This is a genomic window from Parasphingopyxis sp., assembly GCF_052168295.1.
Lineage (GTDB): Bacteria > Pseudomonadota > Alphaproteobacteria > Sphingomonadales > Sphingomonadaceae > Parasphingopyxis.
On the sequence record NZ_JBQLZN010000034.1, the window covers coordinates 1 to 15,855 of the forward strand.

At 64.6% G+C, this 15,855-nt stretch carries 15 protein-coding genes; 8 read left to right on the forward strand and 7 right to left on the reverse strand.

Going from position 1 to position 15,855, the window contains the following annotated elements; genetic code table 11:
* Positions 1-494: Na+/H+ antiporter NhaA (locus ACTS1Z_RS05530; RefSeq protein WP_442623449.1), on the reverse strand; the 494-nt coding region annotated here is incomplete at its 3' end.
* Positions 495-623: 129 nt separating this feature from the next.
* Between ACTS1Z_RS05530 and ACTS1Z_RS05535 the strand changes: the two genes are divergently transcribed.
* From ACTS1Z_RS05535 to ACTS1Z_RS05555, 5 genes are all read left to right on the forward strand, one after another.
* Complete coding sequence (locus tag ACTS1Z_RS05535; RefSeq protein WP_442623450.1) at positions 624-2,018, forward strand: glycosyl transferase family protein; 1,395 nt, start codon at positions 624-626, stop codon at positions 2,016-2,018.
* A 458-nt stretch (positions 2,019-2,476) separates the two neighbouring features.
* A complete protein-coding gene (locus ACTS1Z_RS05540; protein ID WP_442623451.1) occupies positions 2,477-3,073 on the forward strand; it encodes a hypothetical protein in 597 nt (198 codons plus the stop codon).
* Positions 3,074-3,137: 64 nt separating this feature from the next.
* Positions 3,138-4,052 carry a sulfite exporter TauE/SafE family protein gene (locus ACTS1Z_RS05545; RefSeq protein WP_442623452.1) on the forward strand — a complete coding sequence of 305 codons (915 nt, stop codon included), beginning with the start codon at positions 3,138-3,140 and terminating at the stop codon, positions 4,050-4,052.
* Positions 4,052-4,831: a TIGR02186 family protein gene (locus tag ACTS1Z_RS05550; protein WP_442623524.1), complete on the forward strand. Its 780-nt coding sequence runs from the start codon at positions 4,052-4,054 to the stop codon at positions 4,829-4,831. Before ACTS1Z_RS05545 ends, ACTS1Z_RS05550 begins: the two co-directional genes overlap by 1 nt.
* Positions 4,832-4,915: 84 nt before the next feature.
* Entirely contained in the window at positions 4,916-6,601 is a 1,686-nt protein-coding gene (locus ACTS1Z_RS05555) for an ATP-binding protein (RefSeq protein ID WP_442623453.1), read from the forward strand.
* 38 nt (positions 6,602-6,639) lie between these two features.
* Here ACTS1Z_RS05555 and galU read toward each other — a convergent pair whose 3' ends face one another.
* From galU to argH, 4 genes are read right to left on the reverse strand one after another with little or no spacing between them, the layout of a single operon-like run.
* A complete protein-coding gene (galU, locus tag ACTS1Z_RS05560; protein WP_442623454.1) occupies positions 6,640-7,497 on the reverse strand; it encodes a UTP--glucose-1-phosphate uridylyltransferase GalU in 858 nt (285 codons plus the stop codon).
* Between the two features lie 21 nt (positions 7,498-7,518).
* On the reverse strand, positions 7,519-8,781 hold the full coding sequence (gene lysA / locus ACTS1Z_RS05565) for a diaminopimelate decarboxylase (RefSeq protein WP_442623455.1): 1,263 nt from the start codon (positions 8,779-8,781) through the stop codon (positions 7,519-7,521).
* Between the two features lie 3 nt (positions 8,782-8,784).
* Positions 8,785-9,027: a hypothetical protein gene (locus tag ACTS1Z_RS05570; RefSeq protein ID WP_442623456.1), complete on the reverse strand. Its 243-nt coding sequence runs from the start codon at positions 9,025-9,027 to the stop codon at positions 8,785-8,787.
* The gene (gene argH / locus ACTS1Z_RS05575; RefSeq protein WP_442623457.1) at positions 9,024-10,400 is read right to left on the reverse strand and encodes an argininosuccinate lyase; all 1,377 of its coding nucleotides are present in this window, start codon (positions 10,398-10,400) and stop codon (positions 9,024-9,026) included. Before argH ends, ACTS1Z_RS05570 begins: the two co-directional genes overlap by 4 nt.
* Before the next feature lie 16 nt (positions 10,401-10,416).
* Between argH and ACTS1Z_RS05580 the strand changes: the two genes are divergently transcribed.
* Together ACTS1Z_RS05580 and ACTS1Z_RS05585 are read left to right on the forward strand one after the other, a co-directional pair.
* Entirely contained in the window at positions 10,417-11,013 is a 597-nt protein-coding gene (locus tag ACTS1Z_RS05580) for a TlpA family protein disulfide reductase (RefSeq protein ID WP_442623458.1), read from the forward strand.
* Positions 11,010-11,603 (forward strand): YqaA family protein, encoded by a 594-nt coding sequence (locus ACTS1Z_RS05585; protein WP_442623459.1) that lies wholly within the window; start codon positions 11,010-11,012, stop codon positions 11,601-11,603. The genes ACTS1Z_RS05580 and ACTS1Z_RS05585 overlap by 4 nt, the downstream gene beginning before the upstream one ends.
* A 291-nt stretch (positions 11,604-11,894) precedes the next feature.
* Here ACTS1Z_RS05585 and dapD read toward each other — a convergent pair whose 3' ends face one another.
* Both dapD and ACTS1Z_RS05595 read right to left on the reverse strand, forming a co-directional pair.
* Positions 11,895-12,737: a 2,3,4,5-tetrahydropyridine-2,6-dicarboxylate N-succinyltransferase gene (gene dapD / locus ACTS1Z_RS05590; RefSeq protein ID WP_442623460.1), complete on the reverse strand. Its 843-nt coding sequence runs from the start codon at positions 12,735-12,737 to the stop codon at positions 11,895-11,897.
* Entirely contained in the window at positions 12,734-13,402 is a 669-nt protein-coding gene (locus ACTS1Z_RS05595) for a pyrimidine 5'-nucleotidase (protein WP_442623461.1), read from the reverse strand. Before ACTS1Z_RS05595 ends, dapD begins: the two co-directional genes overlap by 4 nt.
* A gap of 121 nt (positions 13,403-13,523) precedes the next feature.
* Between ACTS1Z_RS05595 and ACTS1Z_RS05600 the strand changes: the two genes are divergently transcribed.
* On the forward strand, positions 13,524-15,854 hold the full coding sequence (locus ACTS1Z_RS05600) for a S8 family peptidase (protein ID WP_442623462.1): 2,331 nt from the start codon (positions 13,524-13,526) through the stop codon (positions 15,852-15,854).
* Position 15,855: the final 1 nt, after the last annotated feature.

The following is a 15,855-nucleotide window of genomic DNA, read 5'->3' on the forward strand; positions in this document are numbered from 1 at the left end:
AACAGCTTGAGCGATGTCGGCGCGCGCTTGCCGAGCAGGGCGAGCACGCCGATCGCGAAGGCGATATCGGTCGCCGCCGGGATCGCCCAACCGTTGGCGAGCTCCGGATAGTCACGGGTGAAGAAGAGGAAGATGGCCGCGGGCACGATCATGCCGGCCGCCGCCGCGATGATCGGCAGGCGGCGCTTGTCCCAGGTCGACAGCCGCCCGTCGACGAACTCGCGTTTGATCTCGAGCCCGACGAGGAAGAAGAAGATCGCCATCAGCCCGTCATTGATCCACAGATGGAGCGTCATCGGCCCCAGTTTGCTGGTCAGTTCCGGGCTGAGTATCGGCCCCATATTGTCGTTCAATATGTGGTGATAGCTATCGTAGAGCACGCTGTTGGCGACGAGCATCGCCAGCACCGCGGCGACCATCAGCACGATGCCGCCGGCAGCCTCGCTGTTCAGAAATCCGCGCAATGCCGATCGGACGCCCAAGCGTTCAGCCATGTCTCTTCCCTCTGTTTCGCAACGCTCTAATCGCAAAGCCGGACAATGAAAACAGCCTGTCCTGTTGTCCGCCCCGCTTTTCGCCTGTAGGCGAAAAAGACGCTTTAGGATGAAGCGCTTGGAGGGAGAATGCCGGAGGCGGGGGCATTTCTGCAATTGGTCGAGCTGGCGTTTCGCGAACTGGCCTTGTTCGCGGCTTTCGGCTTTTTGCTCGGCGCAGTCGATACGCTGGCCGTCGACCTTTTATGGCTGCGGCGCGCCGCTCAACGATGGCTCGGCAATCGCAAGACGGCTGAGCCCTGCCTCGGCGAACTCCCGCCACCCGCTGATCCCGGCCGCCATGCCGTCTTCGTGCCCGCCTGGGACGAAGCAGACGTCATCGGACCGATGCTCGAACATGCCGTGCAGCAGTTCGCCGGCCAGGATTATCGGCTGTTCGTCGGCTGCTATCCCAACGACGTCCGTACGATTGCCGAAGTCGATGCGATGGCCGCGTCGAACGCGAATGTGGAGCGCGTGATCTGCGCGCGACCGGGCCCGACGACCAAGGCCGATTGCCTGAACCGGCTGTGGACCGCGCTCATTGCCGAAGAAGAACGCACAGGCAGACGGTTCAAATCGGTGATCCTGCACGACGCGGAAGATGTCGTGCACCCGGCCGAGATCGTCCTCTTCGACCGGCTGATAGAGCATCACGACCTCGTCCAGATCCCGGTCATCCCGCTGCCGCATCCCAAGTCGCCCTGGGTCGCCGGCCATTATTGCGATGAATTCGCCGAAGCCCATGGCAAGGATCTCGTCATTCGCGACAGTATCGGTGCGGGCTTGCCATCGGCAGGCGTCGGATGCGCGATCGCCCGCGACGCGCTCGGCGCACTTGCCGCCGAGCGTGGCGGCGTGCCGTTCGATGCAGACAGCCTGACGGAAGACTATGAACTCGGTCTGTCCCTGGCCGAGCGCGGAAAGAACGGCACTTTCGCTCGCTGTCGTGCGGATCGCTCGGGCGAACTGGTAGCCGTATATGCGCATTTTCCGGCCACGCTCGGCGCGGCCGTCCGGCAGAAAACGCGCTGGATCACCGGTATCGCCCTGTATGGCTGGGACCGGCTGGGCTGGCACGGCAACGCGGCGGATTTCTGGATGCGTCTGCGCGACCGGAGTTCGATCCTGGCGGCACTCATCCTGCTCGCCGCCTATGCCGCGGCGGTGCTCGGCTTCGCATTGCTCGTCGTCCACCTGGTTTCGGGCCGGGAGTTGCCGCAATTGCCGCCGATCCTTGCGGCCATTCTGACCATGAATGCCAGTTTGCTGGTCTGGCGGCTGGCCATCCGCGCATTCTTCACCGGCCGGATCTACGGCCTGCGCCAGGCATTGATCGCCGTCCCGCGCGCGGTCGTCTCGAACATCATCGCGATGATATCGGCCCGGCGTGCGGTGACCGGATATCTCTTCTCCCATCGCGACCGGCGGCCCGCATGGGACAAGACCGCCCATATCTTCCCCGACAATATCGGTACGCGGTGACACGACTTACCCCGCCCATCCGCTTCGTCGCATCCGTGCTCATCGTCTGGATCGGCGTGCGCATTTTGCTGTGGGGGCCGATGGAAGCTCCGCCGCCTACGCGGGAACAGACAGGTCGCCAGATCGCCAGTGCGCCGGTCGCGCCGGCCCCTCAAGACGCGCGCGCCCGCAGAATTGACCCGGCCGGTCCGACAATAACAATGCTAAGCGGTGGGCACCGTCAATCGCACCAAACAGCCATATCCTATCGCCAAGTCGATCAGCGCCCTTCGCCGCCGCGAAACCGGGAGATCGCCGCGTATCCGCTTTCGGCCGAGCCGACGGGTGGCGCCAGCTCCGGACCGGCAGAAGCGAGGCCGCAAACTCCGCCATCTTTGCGGTCGGCGCCAGCCGCGCGCGCAAATCCCCGGCCGCGTTTCAGCCTTTCTGCCTGGGTGCAATGGCGATCGGGTGACGGCGTGGATGCGTTGGCCAGCGATGGCGAACTGGGCGGCAGCCAGGCCGGCATTCGCGGCCGTTATCGCGTGATACGTGTCGCGGGCGTCGAAGCCGCGCTATCGGGGCGCGTGTCGCATCCGCTGGAGCGGGCGGTCGGCGGCGAAGCGGCGGTCGGCATTTCAGTCCGGTCGGAAAACCGACTACCGATCGAACTGATCCTAGACCGCCGGATCGCGCTCGACGATGGTGGGCGCAACGCCTGGTCCGTGACTTTGGCAGGCGGTCTCAGCCGCCAGCCCCTGCCCCTCGGCCTGGAGCTCGATGGCTATGCGCAAGCCGGTGTCGTGGGCGCGAACAGCCGGGATATGTTCGGTGACGCCGCGATCGTCGTATCGCACCCTCTTCCGCTGAACGATCGCACCACGGTATCGCTGGGTGCAGGTATTTGGGGCGGCGCCCAGCCCGGCGTTTCGCGCGTCGATGTCGGACCGGAAGCGAGCATCCGGCTGCCGCTACTTGATGGCGGCATGCGCTTGTCCGCCGGCTGGCGGCAACGGGTCGCGGGAACGGCAGCGCCGGACTCCGGGCCGGTCGTGACGCTCGGCGCCGACTTCTGATACCGGCGTTTCGCGCAGACTCCATCTTCCGCTGGCCGCGCAAAATCGGTACGCCGGACACGGCATGGATATCTACCTTCCGATCGCTGAAATCTCGGTCAATGCGTTCGTCATCATCCTGCTGGGTGGCGTGGTCGGGATACTCTCTGGCATGTTCGGCGTAGGCGGCGGTTTTCTTACCACGCCGCTCCTGATCTTTTCGGGCATTTCCCCGGCCGTTGCCGTCGCATCGGCCACCACTCAGATCACCGGAACGAGCGTCTCGGGCGCGGCAGCCCATGCCCGGCGCGGCGGCGTCGATTTCCGCATGGGCGGCGTCCTTGTCGTGGGCGGGGTTGTCGGAACGATATTCGGCGGCCTCCTCTTCCTCAGGCTGCAGCAGGCCGGGCAGATCGATGTCGTCGTCGGCCTTCTCTACGTCATATTGCTGACCGGGATCGGCATATTGATGATCCGGGAGGCGTGGACGGTGATTCACGCACGGCGCACCGGTATACCGATCAAACCGCCCGTACGCCGCCACCATCCGCTCGTCGCGGCGCTGCCCGGGCGATGGCGCTTTTACGGTTCGGGCCTCTATATCTCGCCGCTCGCCCCGTTTGCCGTCGGTTTCGCAGTCGGAACGCTGACCGTGATGCTCGGCATCGGCGGCGGGTTCATCCTCGTGCCCGCGATGATCTACCTGCTCGGCATGTCGACACGCGTCGTGGTCGGCACCTCGCTCTACCAGATCCTCTTCATCGCCGCCGCGACGACCATGGTGCATGCGTTGACGACGCAGGCCGTCGATATCGTGCTCGCGATATTGCTGTTGCTGGGCAGTGTCATCGGCGCGCAGGTCGGCACGCGGCTTTCCACCCGGGTCAATGCGGAATGGCTGCGGCTCTTTCTCGCCGCGCTCGTCATCATCGTCGCCGTGCGCATGGCGCTCGGTCTCGGCTGGCGGCCCGATGAAATCTACTCGATCCAGATCACATGATGCGGTCCGGCCTCATGCGGCGTATCGCGCCCATCCTCCTACTGCTCATTGCAGCGCCCATGCTGATGGGCCAGGCCCGACCGCGCCTCGTCCCCGCCGTCGATCAGGAGCAGATCGAGATCATCTACAGTTTCACGGGTGCCGAGCTGATGGTCTACGGCGCGATCCTTTATCCGGGCGGTATCGTGCCGGAAGATCCGGTCGATATCGTGGTCGTGCTCAAGGGCCCCGAACAGTCGATACTCGTGCGCGAGAAGCAGCAGCGGATGGGCATCTGGATGAATGTCGCCCAGGCGCGTTTCCGCTCGGCGCCGGCCTTTTACGCGTTGGCCAGCGCCCGGCCGATCGACGACATCGTCGACGAACGCACCGCCGCCATTTACGAGCTCGGCATCGACAGCCTCCAGCTCTCGCCGGCAAGCGCGAACCCGCCCGCCGAGGCCGCCCGGTTCGACGAAGGGCTGGTCGATCTGAGGAGCCGCAACGGCCTGTATGTCGAGCAGCTGGATGCCGTCGAGATCACCGAAGGCGTGCTCTACAACGCACGCATATCGATACCGGCGCGTGTGCCGGTCGGCGATTACACCGCCGAAACCTTCCTGATCCAGGACGGCCGGGTGCTCGCCGGCGAGGTCCGCGAAATCCGCATCGACAAATCGGGTTTTGAGCGCTTCGTCGCCACCGCGGCGGCGGAAAACGGCTTTCTGTACGGCTTGGCAGCCGTTCTCGTCTCTCTTTTGCTCGGCTGGATCGCGGGTCTGATCTTCCGTCGGCTCTGAACGCACTCCCGATACGGTAAGCGGAATATTTACCCTTTCGGCCTAAGCCGATGGTTCGGACCATTGGGGACTTAGAGAACGATCATGGACGAAATGGGGGTTTTCCGGCCGGTTGCCGAGGACGAAGATGCGAACACGGCTTCGCTCGACGGCAGCATGGTTTCACGCGACGAAGGGATTGTGATTGGCCGGGTGACCGAGATTGCCGGTTCCGGCTCGCGAATCGCGGTCGACGCGGAAATGCTGGACCGGGTTCGCTCCGATCCCGATCCGACGCTCGCAATGGCGGGCCAGGTTGGCAGCCAGGTAAAGATCCGCGTGGGCGATAGCTGGCTTGTCGCCAATATCCGCACCCTCTCGGCCAACTCCTCCGAAGACAGATATGTCGATGCCTATATCGATTTTCTCGGCGAAGGGGTCGTCGTCGAAGGGTCTAACCGCGTCAAAGGCTTTCGCCGCGGTGTCACCCGTTTCCCGATACCCGGATCGCCGGTCATGGCGGTTTCGGACGCCGATATGCGGCAGATGTTCGCGACCGAAAGCCGCCCACATATCGAAATCGGCAATGTCTATCCGACCAAGGATATCCGCGGCGCGCTCTATATCGACGCTATGCTCGGCAAGCATTTCGCGGTGCTCGGCTCAACCGGTACGGGCAAATCCACCAGCGTCGCGCTGATCCTGCACCGGATCTGCGAAATGGCGCCCGAAGCGCATATCGTGATGGTCGATCCGCACGGTGAATATAGCGCGGCGTTCAAGGGCGCGGGCGAGATTTTCGACGTGAACAATATTCAGCTGCCCTATTGGCTGATGAACTTCGAAGAACATTGCGAAGTCCTCATCACGACCAGCGGGGCCGACAAGCAGCGCGACCGCGACATTCTCGCCAAATGCCTGCTCGCTGCGCGCAGCAAGAGCCGGCTGGCCGAAGAGATTCCGCAGCTCACCGTGGACAGCCCGGTACCCTATCTTCTGTCGGACCTGATTTCGAACATCACGACCGAGATGGGCCATCTCGACGCGGCAAAGGACACTGCACCTTACATGCGGCTCAAGAGCAAGCTCGAGGAGCTGAAGGCCGATCCGCGCTACAGCTTCATGTTTTCCGGCATGCTCGTCGCCGATACGATGGGCGAGTTCATCGCCCGCGTCTTCCGTCTGCCCGCCAACGGCAAGCCGATCTCGATCGTCGACGTTTCCGGGGTTCCGTCCGACATCTGCTCGGTCGTCGTCGCCGTGCTGTCGCGCATGGTGTTCGACTATGCGATCTGGTCACGCAACGAAGCGGCGCGCCCGATCCTGCTCGTCTGCGAGGAGGCGCACCGCTACATTCCCGCCGGCCATATCGAAGAAGAATCGGCGGTCGGCGACATTCTCAGTCGGATCGCCAAGGAAGGCCGTAAATATGGTGTGTCGCTTGGCCTCGTGACCCAGCGCCCGTCGGACTTGGCCGAAGGCGTGTTGTCGCAATGCGGCACGATCCTGTCCATGCGACTCAACAACGACCGCGACCAGGCGCATGTCCGCGCCGCCATGCCCGAAGGCGCGCGCGGCTTTCTCGACGTCATCCCGGCACTCAGGAACCGCGAATGCATCGTCTGCGGCGAGGGCGTCTCGGTGCCGATCCGCATCGCCTTCGACACGCTTGAGGAAGAGAAGCGCCCGGCATCCAGCGACCCGGTCTTCTCCGAACTGTGGACGCATGTCGGTGATGAAGAGGGGATCGTGTCCCGCACGATCAAACGCTGGCGCAGCCAGGGCAGATAGCGCTCAGAACCAAGCGCGCAGCATTCCGAAGCTGACTGTCAGAGTGTGGCGATGAACGTCCGCACCTCCTCCGCAATGTCATCGTGATCGAGCGCCAGCGCGATATTCGCGTTGATGAAGCCGGCTTTGCTGCCGCAATCGAAGCGGCGACCGCCGAACCGATAGGCATGGAAAGGCTGGTCGCCGATCATCTGCGCCATCGCATCGGTCAGCTGGATTTCGTTGCCTGCGCCGCGCTCCTGATTTTCGAGCACGCGCATCACTTCGGGCTGCAGGATATAGCGGCCCGGGATCATCAGGTTTGACGGCGCACTGCCCTGGGGCGGTTTTTCGACCAGCCCTTTCACCTCGACGAGAGCGCCCTGCTCTTCGCCCGGATCGATCACGCCGTAATTGTGCGTCTGATCGTCGGGGACCTCGAAACCGCAGACGATATTGCCGCCGACTTCATGATAAGCGTCCACCATCTGCTTCATGCAGCCGGGTTCGCCGAGCATCAGCTCGTCCGGCAGGAAGATCGCAAAGGGCTCGTCGCCGACGATATGGCGCGCGCACCATATCGCATGGCCGAGGCCGATCGGCTCCTGCTGGCGCACATAGGCGACATCGCCGGGCCGGAACCGCGTCCCATCTATCGCCCCGAGCGATTTTCCGCGATCGGCCATCGTCGTTTCCAGCTCGTGAGCGACATCGAAATGATCCTCGATCGCCGATTTGCCGCGGCCGGTGACGAAGATCATCTCCTCGATGCCCGCCTCGCGCGCCTCTTCGACCGCATATTGGATCAACGGCTTGTCGACGACCGGCAGCATCTCCTTCGGAATCGCCTTGGTCGCGGGCAGGAACCGGGTGCCGAGCCCGCCGACAGGGAAAACGGCCTTGCGAACGGGTTTCATGATGGGTTTGTCCTTTGGCGGTCAGTCTTGCAGAAAATCCGGTACATGTTCGGCCGCGATCAGCCGTTCCGGCATAACCCGTTCAGCTACAACCGCAAAGCGGTCGCCGTCCACCATGACTTCGGGCACCAGAGCGCGGCTGTTATAGGTACTGGCCATGGTCGCGCCATAGGCGCCGGCGGTGCGGAAGATGGCGAGGTCGCCGGATTGTACCGCATCGATGGTCCGGCCCATGGCGAAGGTGTCGCCACTCTCGCAGACCGGACCCGCGATGTTGGCATCCATGCGTTCGCCGCTCGGTTCGACCGCTTCGAAATCGTGCCAGGCATCGTAGAGCGCCGGGCGGGCAAGATCGTTCATCGCCGCATCGACGATGACGAACGGCCGGATTACGCCGGGCTTCACCCAGATGACGCGTGTCAGCAGCACGCCTGCATTGCCGACGATCACGCGCCCGGGCTCGAACATCAGGGTCACGTCCCAGCCCTTCGTCACCCGCGCGACCATCGCGCCGTAATCGGCGGGCGTGGGCGGCGCCTTGTCGCGCTCGTACGGCACGCCGAGCCCGCCGCCCAAATCGACACGGTCGATACCGTGACCCGCCCCCCGGAGCTCGCGAACCAGCCCGCCGACCTTCGCATAGGCGCGCTCGATCGGCCCGAGATCGAAAATCTGGCTGCCGATATGCAGGGCAAGCCCCTGCATATCGAGCCCGTCCAGCGCGGCCAGCCGATCATAGATCGCCGCCGCCTCGTCGATCGGCACGCCGAACTTGTTCTCCTTCATGCCGGTCGAGATTTTCGCATGCGTGCCGGCATCGACATCAGGATTGATGCGGAGCACGGCCGTCGCGCGTTTGCCCATGTCGCGCGCCAACTCGGCGAGCGCCACGCCTTCCTCTTCCAGCTCGATATTGAACTGGCCGACACCGGCCTTCAGCGCCTCGCCCAATTCTTCGCGTGTCTTGCCCACGCCGGAAAAGACGATGTCCGCCGCCGGCACGCCCGCGGCCAGCGCGCGCTTCATCTCGCCGACCGAAACGATGTCCGCGCCGAACCCTTCGCGCGAGAGGACGTTCAGCACGGCGAGATTGGGATTGGCCTTGATCGCGAAGGCAATGTGCACGCGCGGCAGGGCGGACAGCGCCTCGCGAAACACCCGTGCATGCCGCTTGAGCGTCGCGCGCGAATAGACATAGACGGGCGTACCCACCTCTTCGGCAATGCGCGTCAATGGCACGTCTTCGGCATGCAGCACGCCGTCGCGGAGCTGGAAATGATCCATCGCTCAGCCCGGCGGCGGCAGATCGAACGGATCGTCTTCGCGCTCCTGCGAGCGGCGCAGCAGCTCGTCGACGCGCTCGGGCCGTTGCTGGGTCGTCGGCTCGAGCAGGTCGTCGGTCGTCGGCTGGGTCTGCGCCATGGCGGGCGTGACGGGCATGCCTTCGCCCTGCGCCGGCTGCAACGGCTCGCGCCCGCCGCAGGCCGTGAGCAGCAGGCCGGTCGCACCGATGAGTATCGCCTGTCTCATTTACCTTGCTCCAATTGCGCTTTCGCCTCGGCAATCCGGGCGCGGACCTGATCGGGGGCGGTGCCGCCATGGCTCGATCGGCTGGCGACCGACGCGTCAACCGTCAGCACATCATATACGCTCTCGCCGATCCGGCCGTCGATGCCCTGCAGCTCTGCGAGCGACAGTTCGGCCAGCGCTACGCCGCGCGCCTCGGCCAGCTTCACCGCGCTGCCGACGATATGATGCGCCTCGCGAAACGGCACGTCCGCTTCGCGCACCAGCCAGTCGGCAAGGTCCGTCGCCGTGGCATGGCCGGACTCCGCGAGCGCGCGCATACGCTCCGGCATGAAAGCAGTCGTTTCGACCATTCCGGTCATCGCGGCGAGCGACAGTGCGAGCAGGTCGTGCGCCTCGAACACCGGCGGCTTGTCGTCCTGCGTGTCCTTCGCATAGGCGAGCGGCAGGCCCTTCATCGTCATCACGAGCGCGGTCATGCACCCAGCGATCCGCCCGGCATGGCCGCGGACCAGCTCGGCGGCGTCCGGATTGCGCTTTTGCGGCATGATCGACGAGCCGGTCGAATAGGCATCGGGCAGCGTGACGAAGCCGAAAGGCTGGCTCGCCCAGATCACGAACTCCTCGGCCAGCCGCGAGAGATGGAGCGCGCATTGCGTCGCCGCCATCAGATAATCGAGCGCGAAATCGCGATCCGATACGGCATCGAGCGAATTGGCGGTCGGCCGGTCGAAACCGAGCGCACCGGCCGTCGCATCGCGATCGATCGCAAATCCCGTCCCCGCCAGCGCGGCGCTGCCGAGCGGACTCTCGTTGAGCCGCGCCCGCGCATCGGCGAAGCGGCTCCGGTCCCGCCGCGCCATCTCGTAATAGGCCATGAGGTGGTGGCCGAGCGTGACGGGCTGGGCGGACTGAAGATGCGTAAAGCCCGGCATGATGGTATCAGCATGCTCTTCCGCACGCGTGACTAGAGCCTGCTGGAAAGCGGCGAGGCCGGCATCGACGGCATCGATCGCGTCGCGCACCCAGAGCCGGAAATCCGTCGCCACCTGATCGTTGCGCGAGCGCGCTGTGTGCAGCCGCCCGGCCGCCGGCCCGATAAGCTCGGCCAGCCGGTTTTCGACATGCATATGGATGTCTTCGAGATCGAGATTTTCGGGCACGCCGTCAGCTTCATACTCGGCGGCGATCGTCTGTAGGCCGTTATCGATCGCCTCGACATCGGCCGCATCGACGATGCCCTGCGCCCCCAGCATCGCGACATGGACGCGGCTCGCCGCGATATCCTGCCGCCACAGGCGCTTGTCGAACGGTATCGACGCATTTATCTCGCGCATGACCGCGGCCGGGCCTTCGGCGAAGCGCCCGCCCCACATCTGATTGGAATTGCCTGTGCGCTTGTTGATCGCCCTGCTCCTCGGCTCCGCGCCGCTTTTCGCCGCCTGCGATAGGCAAAGCGGCGATGCGTCGCAAGAAGCTGTGTCCGCGCCCGGGGCAAACGGCGCGCAGATGGAAAGCTATGGCGGCTCGGAGGAAATGGGGCGGGTGAGCGTCGAGTATCGCGGCACGCCGGCGCCCGATCTCGCCTTCTCCGATCCGGACGGAGAGACGATCCGGCTCTCCGATTTCGAAGGCCAGCCGCTGCTCATCAACCTCTGGGCGACCTGGTGCCCGCCCTGCATCCGCGAAATGCCGACGCTCGACGCCCTCGCCGAACGCGAAGGGGGTGCGCTCAAGGTGCTGACGGTCAGCCAGGACCTGCAGGGCGCGGAAGTGGTCGAACCCTTTTTCGCGGAAAACAGCTTCGACAATCTCGAACAGTGGCTCGACGAGGAAAATGCGATGATGATGGCGCTGGAGGCCGATACGCTGCCGATTACCGTGCTGTACGACGGCGAGGGCCGCGAGCTGTTTCGCGTGATCGGCGGCATGGACTGGGCCGGCGAGCGGGCCGAAACGCTGATTTCCGGCGCGCTCGGCCAGGAGTGACGGAGAGAGCGCAGCCGCAGCGGTTCACCGACCGCATCGTCGCCCTCGCCCAGTCCTTCTGGGTGTTGCCCGCGCTTTTTCTGCTCGAAATCGCCGAAACGACTTTCGTGCCTTTCCCCTATGAGGCGGTGTTCATTGCATTGTGCCTCGCAGCGCGTGAGCGGATCTGGCTCTTCACGCTGATCACCGTGCTCGGCAGCGCAGTGGCCGGGGCGATCATGTATACGCTCGGCGCCTATTTCGCCGCACCGGTCAGCGAGTGGCTGGGCGTCGCCGATACGGTCGAGGCCTATCGGGCCAATTTCGCCGAGCGGGGCGCATCGCTGATCTTCCTCGCCGGGACGACGCCGCTGCCGAGTTACCTCATCAATTTCGTCGCCGGCGCGAGCGGCTATCCGTTCGCCGAGTTTCTCACCCTTTTCACGGCCAGCCGCTTTTTGCGGTTCGCGATACTGGGCGGGTTGATCTGGCTGTTCGGCGAGCGGATCACGCGCGGCTGGTCGAAGCTGCCCCTCGCGCTGCGGCGCATCTTCTGGATCGCACTTCTGGTCGCGGTCATCGCCTGGACCGTGGTCAGCCTCGGCGGCTAGCGCCTTTGGATGTGCAGTTCAGGCCGAGCTCTCAAAAACTCCCTTTTGAACCCATATAGTCGGTACGCCGTGTTCGCCCGCCCACTGCTTTGCCGCAATCAGGGCCTTATCAAGGCTCACATCGTCTTCAGGTAAGGAGCAATATCCGACCCACTCACCAGTGGGCAGCCAAGCGCCTCCGGTACCGCTAAAGCAGCCTTCGTTTAACTCTTCTACGAATAACCAAGGCTGATCATCGCCGAGCGATGGCAGGTTGGCTTGGGGTTCAAGATAAACGATCTTCGGTATGACCTATCCTCTCAAGAGGTCGTTCACGCTCGTCTTCGACCGCGTCTTTTCGTCCACGCGCTTGATGATGACCGCGCAATAGAGGCTGGGCGCGGCATCGCCATCGACCGTGGTGCGATTGGGTGTCGAGCCGGAGACGACGACCGAATAGGCGGGCACGCGGCCGGTGAAGGTCTCGCCGGTATAGCGGTCGATAATCTTCGTCGATGCGGTGATGAAGACGCCCATGCCAAGCACCGAGCCCTCTTCGACGATGACGCCCTCCACGACTTCGGAGCGCGCGCCGATAAAGCAGTTATCCTCGATGATCGTCGGGTTCGCCTGGAGCGGCTCGAGCACGCCGCCGATCCCGGCGCCGGCCGAGATATGGCAGTGTTCGCCGATCTGCGCGCAGCTCCCGATCGAGGCCCAGGTATCGACCATCGTGCCGTCGCCGACATGCGCGCCGATATTCACAAAGCTCGGCATCAGCACGACATTCTTGCCGATATGCGCGCCCTGCCTGACGATGGATCCGGGCACCGCGCGAAAACCGGCGGCGCGAAACGCCTCTTCGTCCCAGTCCGCGAATTTGGACGGCACCTTGTCCCACCAATGGCCGCCGCCATGCGATCCTTCGATCAGCTGCATATCGTTGAGGCGAAAGGAGAGCAGCACGGCTTTCTTCAGCCATTGATGCACGACCCAGCCTTCGCCGCCCGCCTTGGTCGCGACCCGCGCCTCGCCATTGTCGAGCATCGCGAGCGCCGCCTCGACCGCCTCGCGCAGCTCGCCGCCGGTGTTCGCATCGACGCTTTCGCGCCGGTCCCATCCCTCTTCGATGATCTGTTCGAGCTTCTTCGTCATGCAACCTCCACCAGATCGCTGAGCCACGGTGTGACCGCCGCGATTTCATAGTCGATATAGGCCGAATCGGCGTCGTGCGATCCGCTTTCCGATCCGTTATTCACCCAAACCGTTACCATTCCCATCGCCTTGGCCGGCTTCAGATTGCGCGCCATATCCTCAACAAACAGTGCACGGTCGGGCTGAATATCGAATGTGCGGCACATGGATTCGTAACCGCTGACCTGCGGCTTCGGCACATAATCGCAGGCATGGATATCGTGGACCGCCTCGAAACTCTCAGCCAGCCCGAGCTTGTCGAGCACGCGCCGCGCATAGGGTTCGTCACCATTGGTAAAGACGAATTTCCGGCCGGGCAGGGCGCCGATAGCTTCCACCAGCGCGCGATCCTCGTCGATCACTTCGAGATCGATGTCGTGGACATAGTCGAGGAAATGGCCGGGTTCGACGCCATGCGCCTCCATCAGTCCGGACAGCGTCGTGCCGTGCGTATGAAAGAAATGTTTCTGGATGCGGTGCGCCTCGGTCCGGTCGACGTCGAGCAGCCGGGCGATATAGTCGCCCATCTTCACGTCGATCTGGTCGAAGAGCCGGGCGCTCGCCGGATAGAGCGTATTGTCGAGATCGAAGATCCAGCTCTCGATATGGGACAGCATCGGCGGCATAGCGCGGTACTAATCTCGGCTTACGGTTAGCGCAAAATGAATTTCGGCTTAAACTTATCTCAAGCGCGGTGCGTCTACTGACCGGGTCGGCGTGGGGCGCCTGATTAGGTGATTCGCCGACATGCCGACCAAGACACGCCTCCTCATTGCCACCAGCCTTCCCCTTTTCATGACGCTCGCTGCGTGCGGCGGCGGGGGTGGCGGTGGCGCCGGCGTCAACTCGACTCCGACACCGCCGACGGCGAACGCACCGACACCGCCTGCACCGCCACCGCCCGCTCCCCCGCCACCTGCACCGACCGCGCCCACGATCAACGCGAACACAATGGAGTTCGGCCGGTCGGACGGGATCGCGCACGCCAATGCACAGGCCGCCTATGCCGAAGGCGCGACCGGCGAGGGCGTCACGGTTGCACTGCTCGACAGCGGGGTCGACACCGACAGCGCCGAATTCGCCGGCCGGATCAGCGCTGCCTCCCGCGATGTCGCCGGCAATCGCGGCATCGACGACGAAGGCGGGCACGGCACTTCGGTCGGCGCAGTGATCGCTGCCAACCGCAACGACAGTTCGATCGTCGGCATGGCGTTCGACTCCACCCTGCTCGTGCTGCGCACCGACGAGCCGGGCAGTTGTGCGGCGGGCGGCGACGAAGGCTGCACGCACAATACCGGCGACCTTGCCGATGCGATCGATATCGCGATCGCGAACAATGCGCGGGCGATCAACATTTCGCTCGGCGGCAACGGCACGAGCCGCAGCTTTCGCGAAGCCGTCGCCCGGGCCGCCAATGCCGGCATCGTGATCGTGATCTCGGCGGGCAATAGCGGCGATACCGCCGACGGCGCCAATCCCGATGCGCTGGCCCAGATCGCGATGACGGCGGAAGCCAATGGCCATGTGATCATCGCCGGTTCGGTCGACAACAACGACACGATCAGCGATTTTTCGAACCGCGCGGGCGTTGGCGAAGATTTCTATCTCGCCGCGCTCGGCCACCGGGTCCGCAGTTTTGACGAACGGGGCCAGAATTTTCTCTATAGTGGCACCTCCTATTCCGCGCCGCAGATCACCGCGGCCGTCGCGTTGCTGGCATCCGCTTTCCCCAACCTGACCGGCGCGGAAATCGTTGCCCTGCTTTTCCGGAGCGCGCGGGACGGCGGCACGGCGGGCGACGATGCGGTCTATGGGCAGGGCATTCTCGACCTTGCCGAAGCCTTCCGGCCGCAGGGCCAGACGAGCCTTGCCGGAACCAGCGAGCCGATCAGCATGGCGAACAGCATGACACTCTCGGCGCCGATGGGCGATGCCCGGCAACAGGGCGTGGGCGCGGTCATCCTTGACGGATTCGACCGGGCCTTCGCCATCGATCTCGCTCAGACCGTGCGCCGCACGGCGCCGCAGACCCAGCTTGCCGACAGCCTCGCCGTCAATCGCGGCGGAAACTTCGCGACGCCCGCGGGCAGCAATGCGATCCTCGCCTTCAGCATCGACGCGCGAGCGACCCAGGCGCGCATCGCCCGGCTCGCCTTGCGTGGCGAGGATGCGGAACGCGCCCGCGTCGCGGCCGGCATGGTCGCGGCGCAGCTCGACGACGATACGCGCGTCGCCTTCGCCTTTTCGCAGGATGGCGACAGCGTCGGCGCGCGGCTCAACGGCCGGGTGCAGCCCGCTTTCCTGATCGCGCGACAGGCGATCGGCGACCGCGGATTTACGAGCCAGGCCGATACGAGCTTCGCCATGCACCGGCAGTGGAACGGACTTGGCGTCACCATCATGGCCGAACGCGGGCAGGCACTGTCCCGGCACGATCCGGAACTCTTCATCGCAAGCGAGGACTGGCTGGAATCGCGCTACACGCGGATCGGCATCGCCGCCGACCGCCAATGGGGTCGCGTGCGCGTCGACGGCGGGCTGAGCCTGCTCGACGAAAGCGCGACCTTTCTCGGCGCGCGGTTCAGCGAGGCGCTGGGCGGCGGGCAGGGCGGGCAATCGCTCTTCGCCGATATTGCACTGCGCTGGAGCGGGCCCAATGGCTGGTCCGTCGGCGGCGATATGCGGCATGGCTGGAGCTTCGCGAGCGGATCGAACGCCGTGATGCGCGGCGGCACGCTGCGGACCTTCGCCGCGTCCGCCGATGTTACGAAGTCCGGCGTGATGACCGACACCGACCGGCTTTCGCTGCGCATCGCCCAGCCGCTGCGCGTCTATCGCGGCGGGCTGAGCCTCAACCTGCCGGCCGCGTATGACTATGCCACGCTCGAAACCCGGTACGAGAACCGCTTCTTCAACCTGGCGCCCGAGGGCCGGCAGATCGACATGGAAGCGGCCTATTCGCGCGCGCTGGGCGCGGGCTGGCTGACCGCCCATCTCTTCTATCGTCGCGATCCCGGCCATTTCGCGACGATCGGCGACGATATGGGCGGTGCGGTCCGCTTTACGTTGGGCTTTTAGG

Bases quoted from the DNA above. Each gene is read 5' to 3' on its own strand.
- ACTS1Z_RS05535 (WP_442623450.1), top strand. From the start codon at position 624: ATGCCGGAGGCGGGGGCATTTCTGCAATTGGTCGAGCTGGCGTTTCGC.
- ACTS1Z_RS05550 (WP_442623524.1), top strand. From the start codon at position 4,052: ATGCGGTCCGGCCTCATGCGGCGTATCGCGCCCATCCTCCTACTGCTC.
- dapD (WP_442623460.1), bottom strand. From the start codon at position 12,737: ATGACGAAGAAGCTCGAACAGATCATCGAAGAGGGATGGGACCGGCGC.
- ACTS1Z_RS05600 (WP_442623462.1), top strand. From the start codon at position 13,524: ATGCCGACCAAGACACGCCTCCTCATTGCCACCAGCCTTCCCCTTTTC.
- ACTS1Z_RS05555 (WP_442623453.1), top strand. From the start codon at position 4,916: ATGGACGAAATGGGGGTTTTCCGGCCGGTTGCCGAGGACGAAGATGCG.
- ACTS1Z_RS05570 (WP_442623456.1), bottom strand. From the start codon at position 9,027: ATGAGACAGGCGATACTCATCGGTGCGACCGGCCTGCTGCTCACGGCC.
- argH (WP_442623457.1), bottom strand. From the start codon at position 10,400: ATGTGGGGCGGGCGCTTCGCCGAAGGCCCGGCCGCGGTCATGCGCGAG.
- lysA (WP_442623455.1), bottom strand. From the start codon at position 8,781: ATGGATCATTTCCAGCTCCGCGACGGCGTGCTGCATGCCGAAGACGTG.
- ACTS1Z_RS05595 (WP_442623461.1), bottom strand. From the start codon at position 13,402: ATGCCGCCGATGCTGTCCCATATCGAGAGCTGGATCTTCGATCTCGAC.
- galU (WP_442623454.1), bottom strand. From the start codon at position 7,497: ATGAAACCCGTTCGCAAGGCCGTTTTCCCTGTCGGCGGGCTCGGCACC.
- ACTS1Z_RS05545 (WP_442623452.1), top strand. From the start codon at position 3,138: ATGGATATCTACCTTCCGATCGCTGAAATCTCGGTCAATGCGTTCGTC.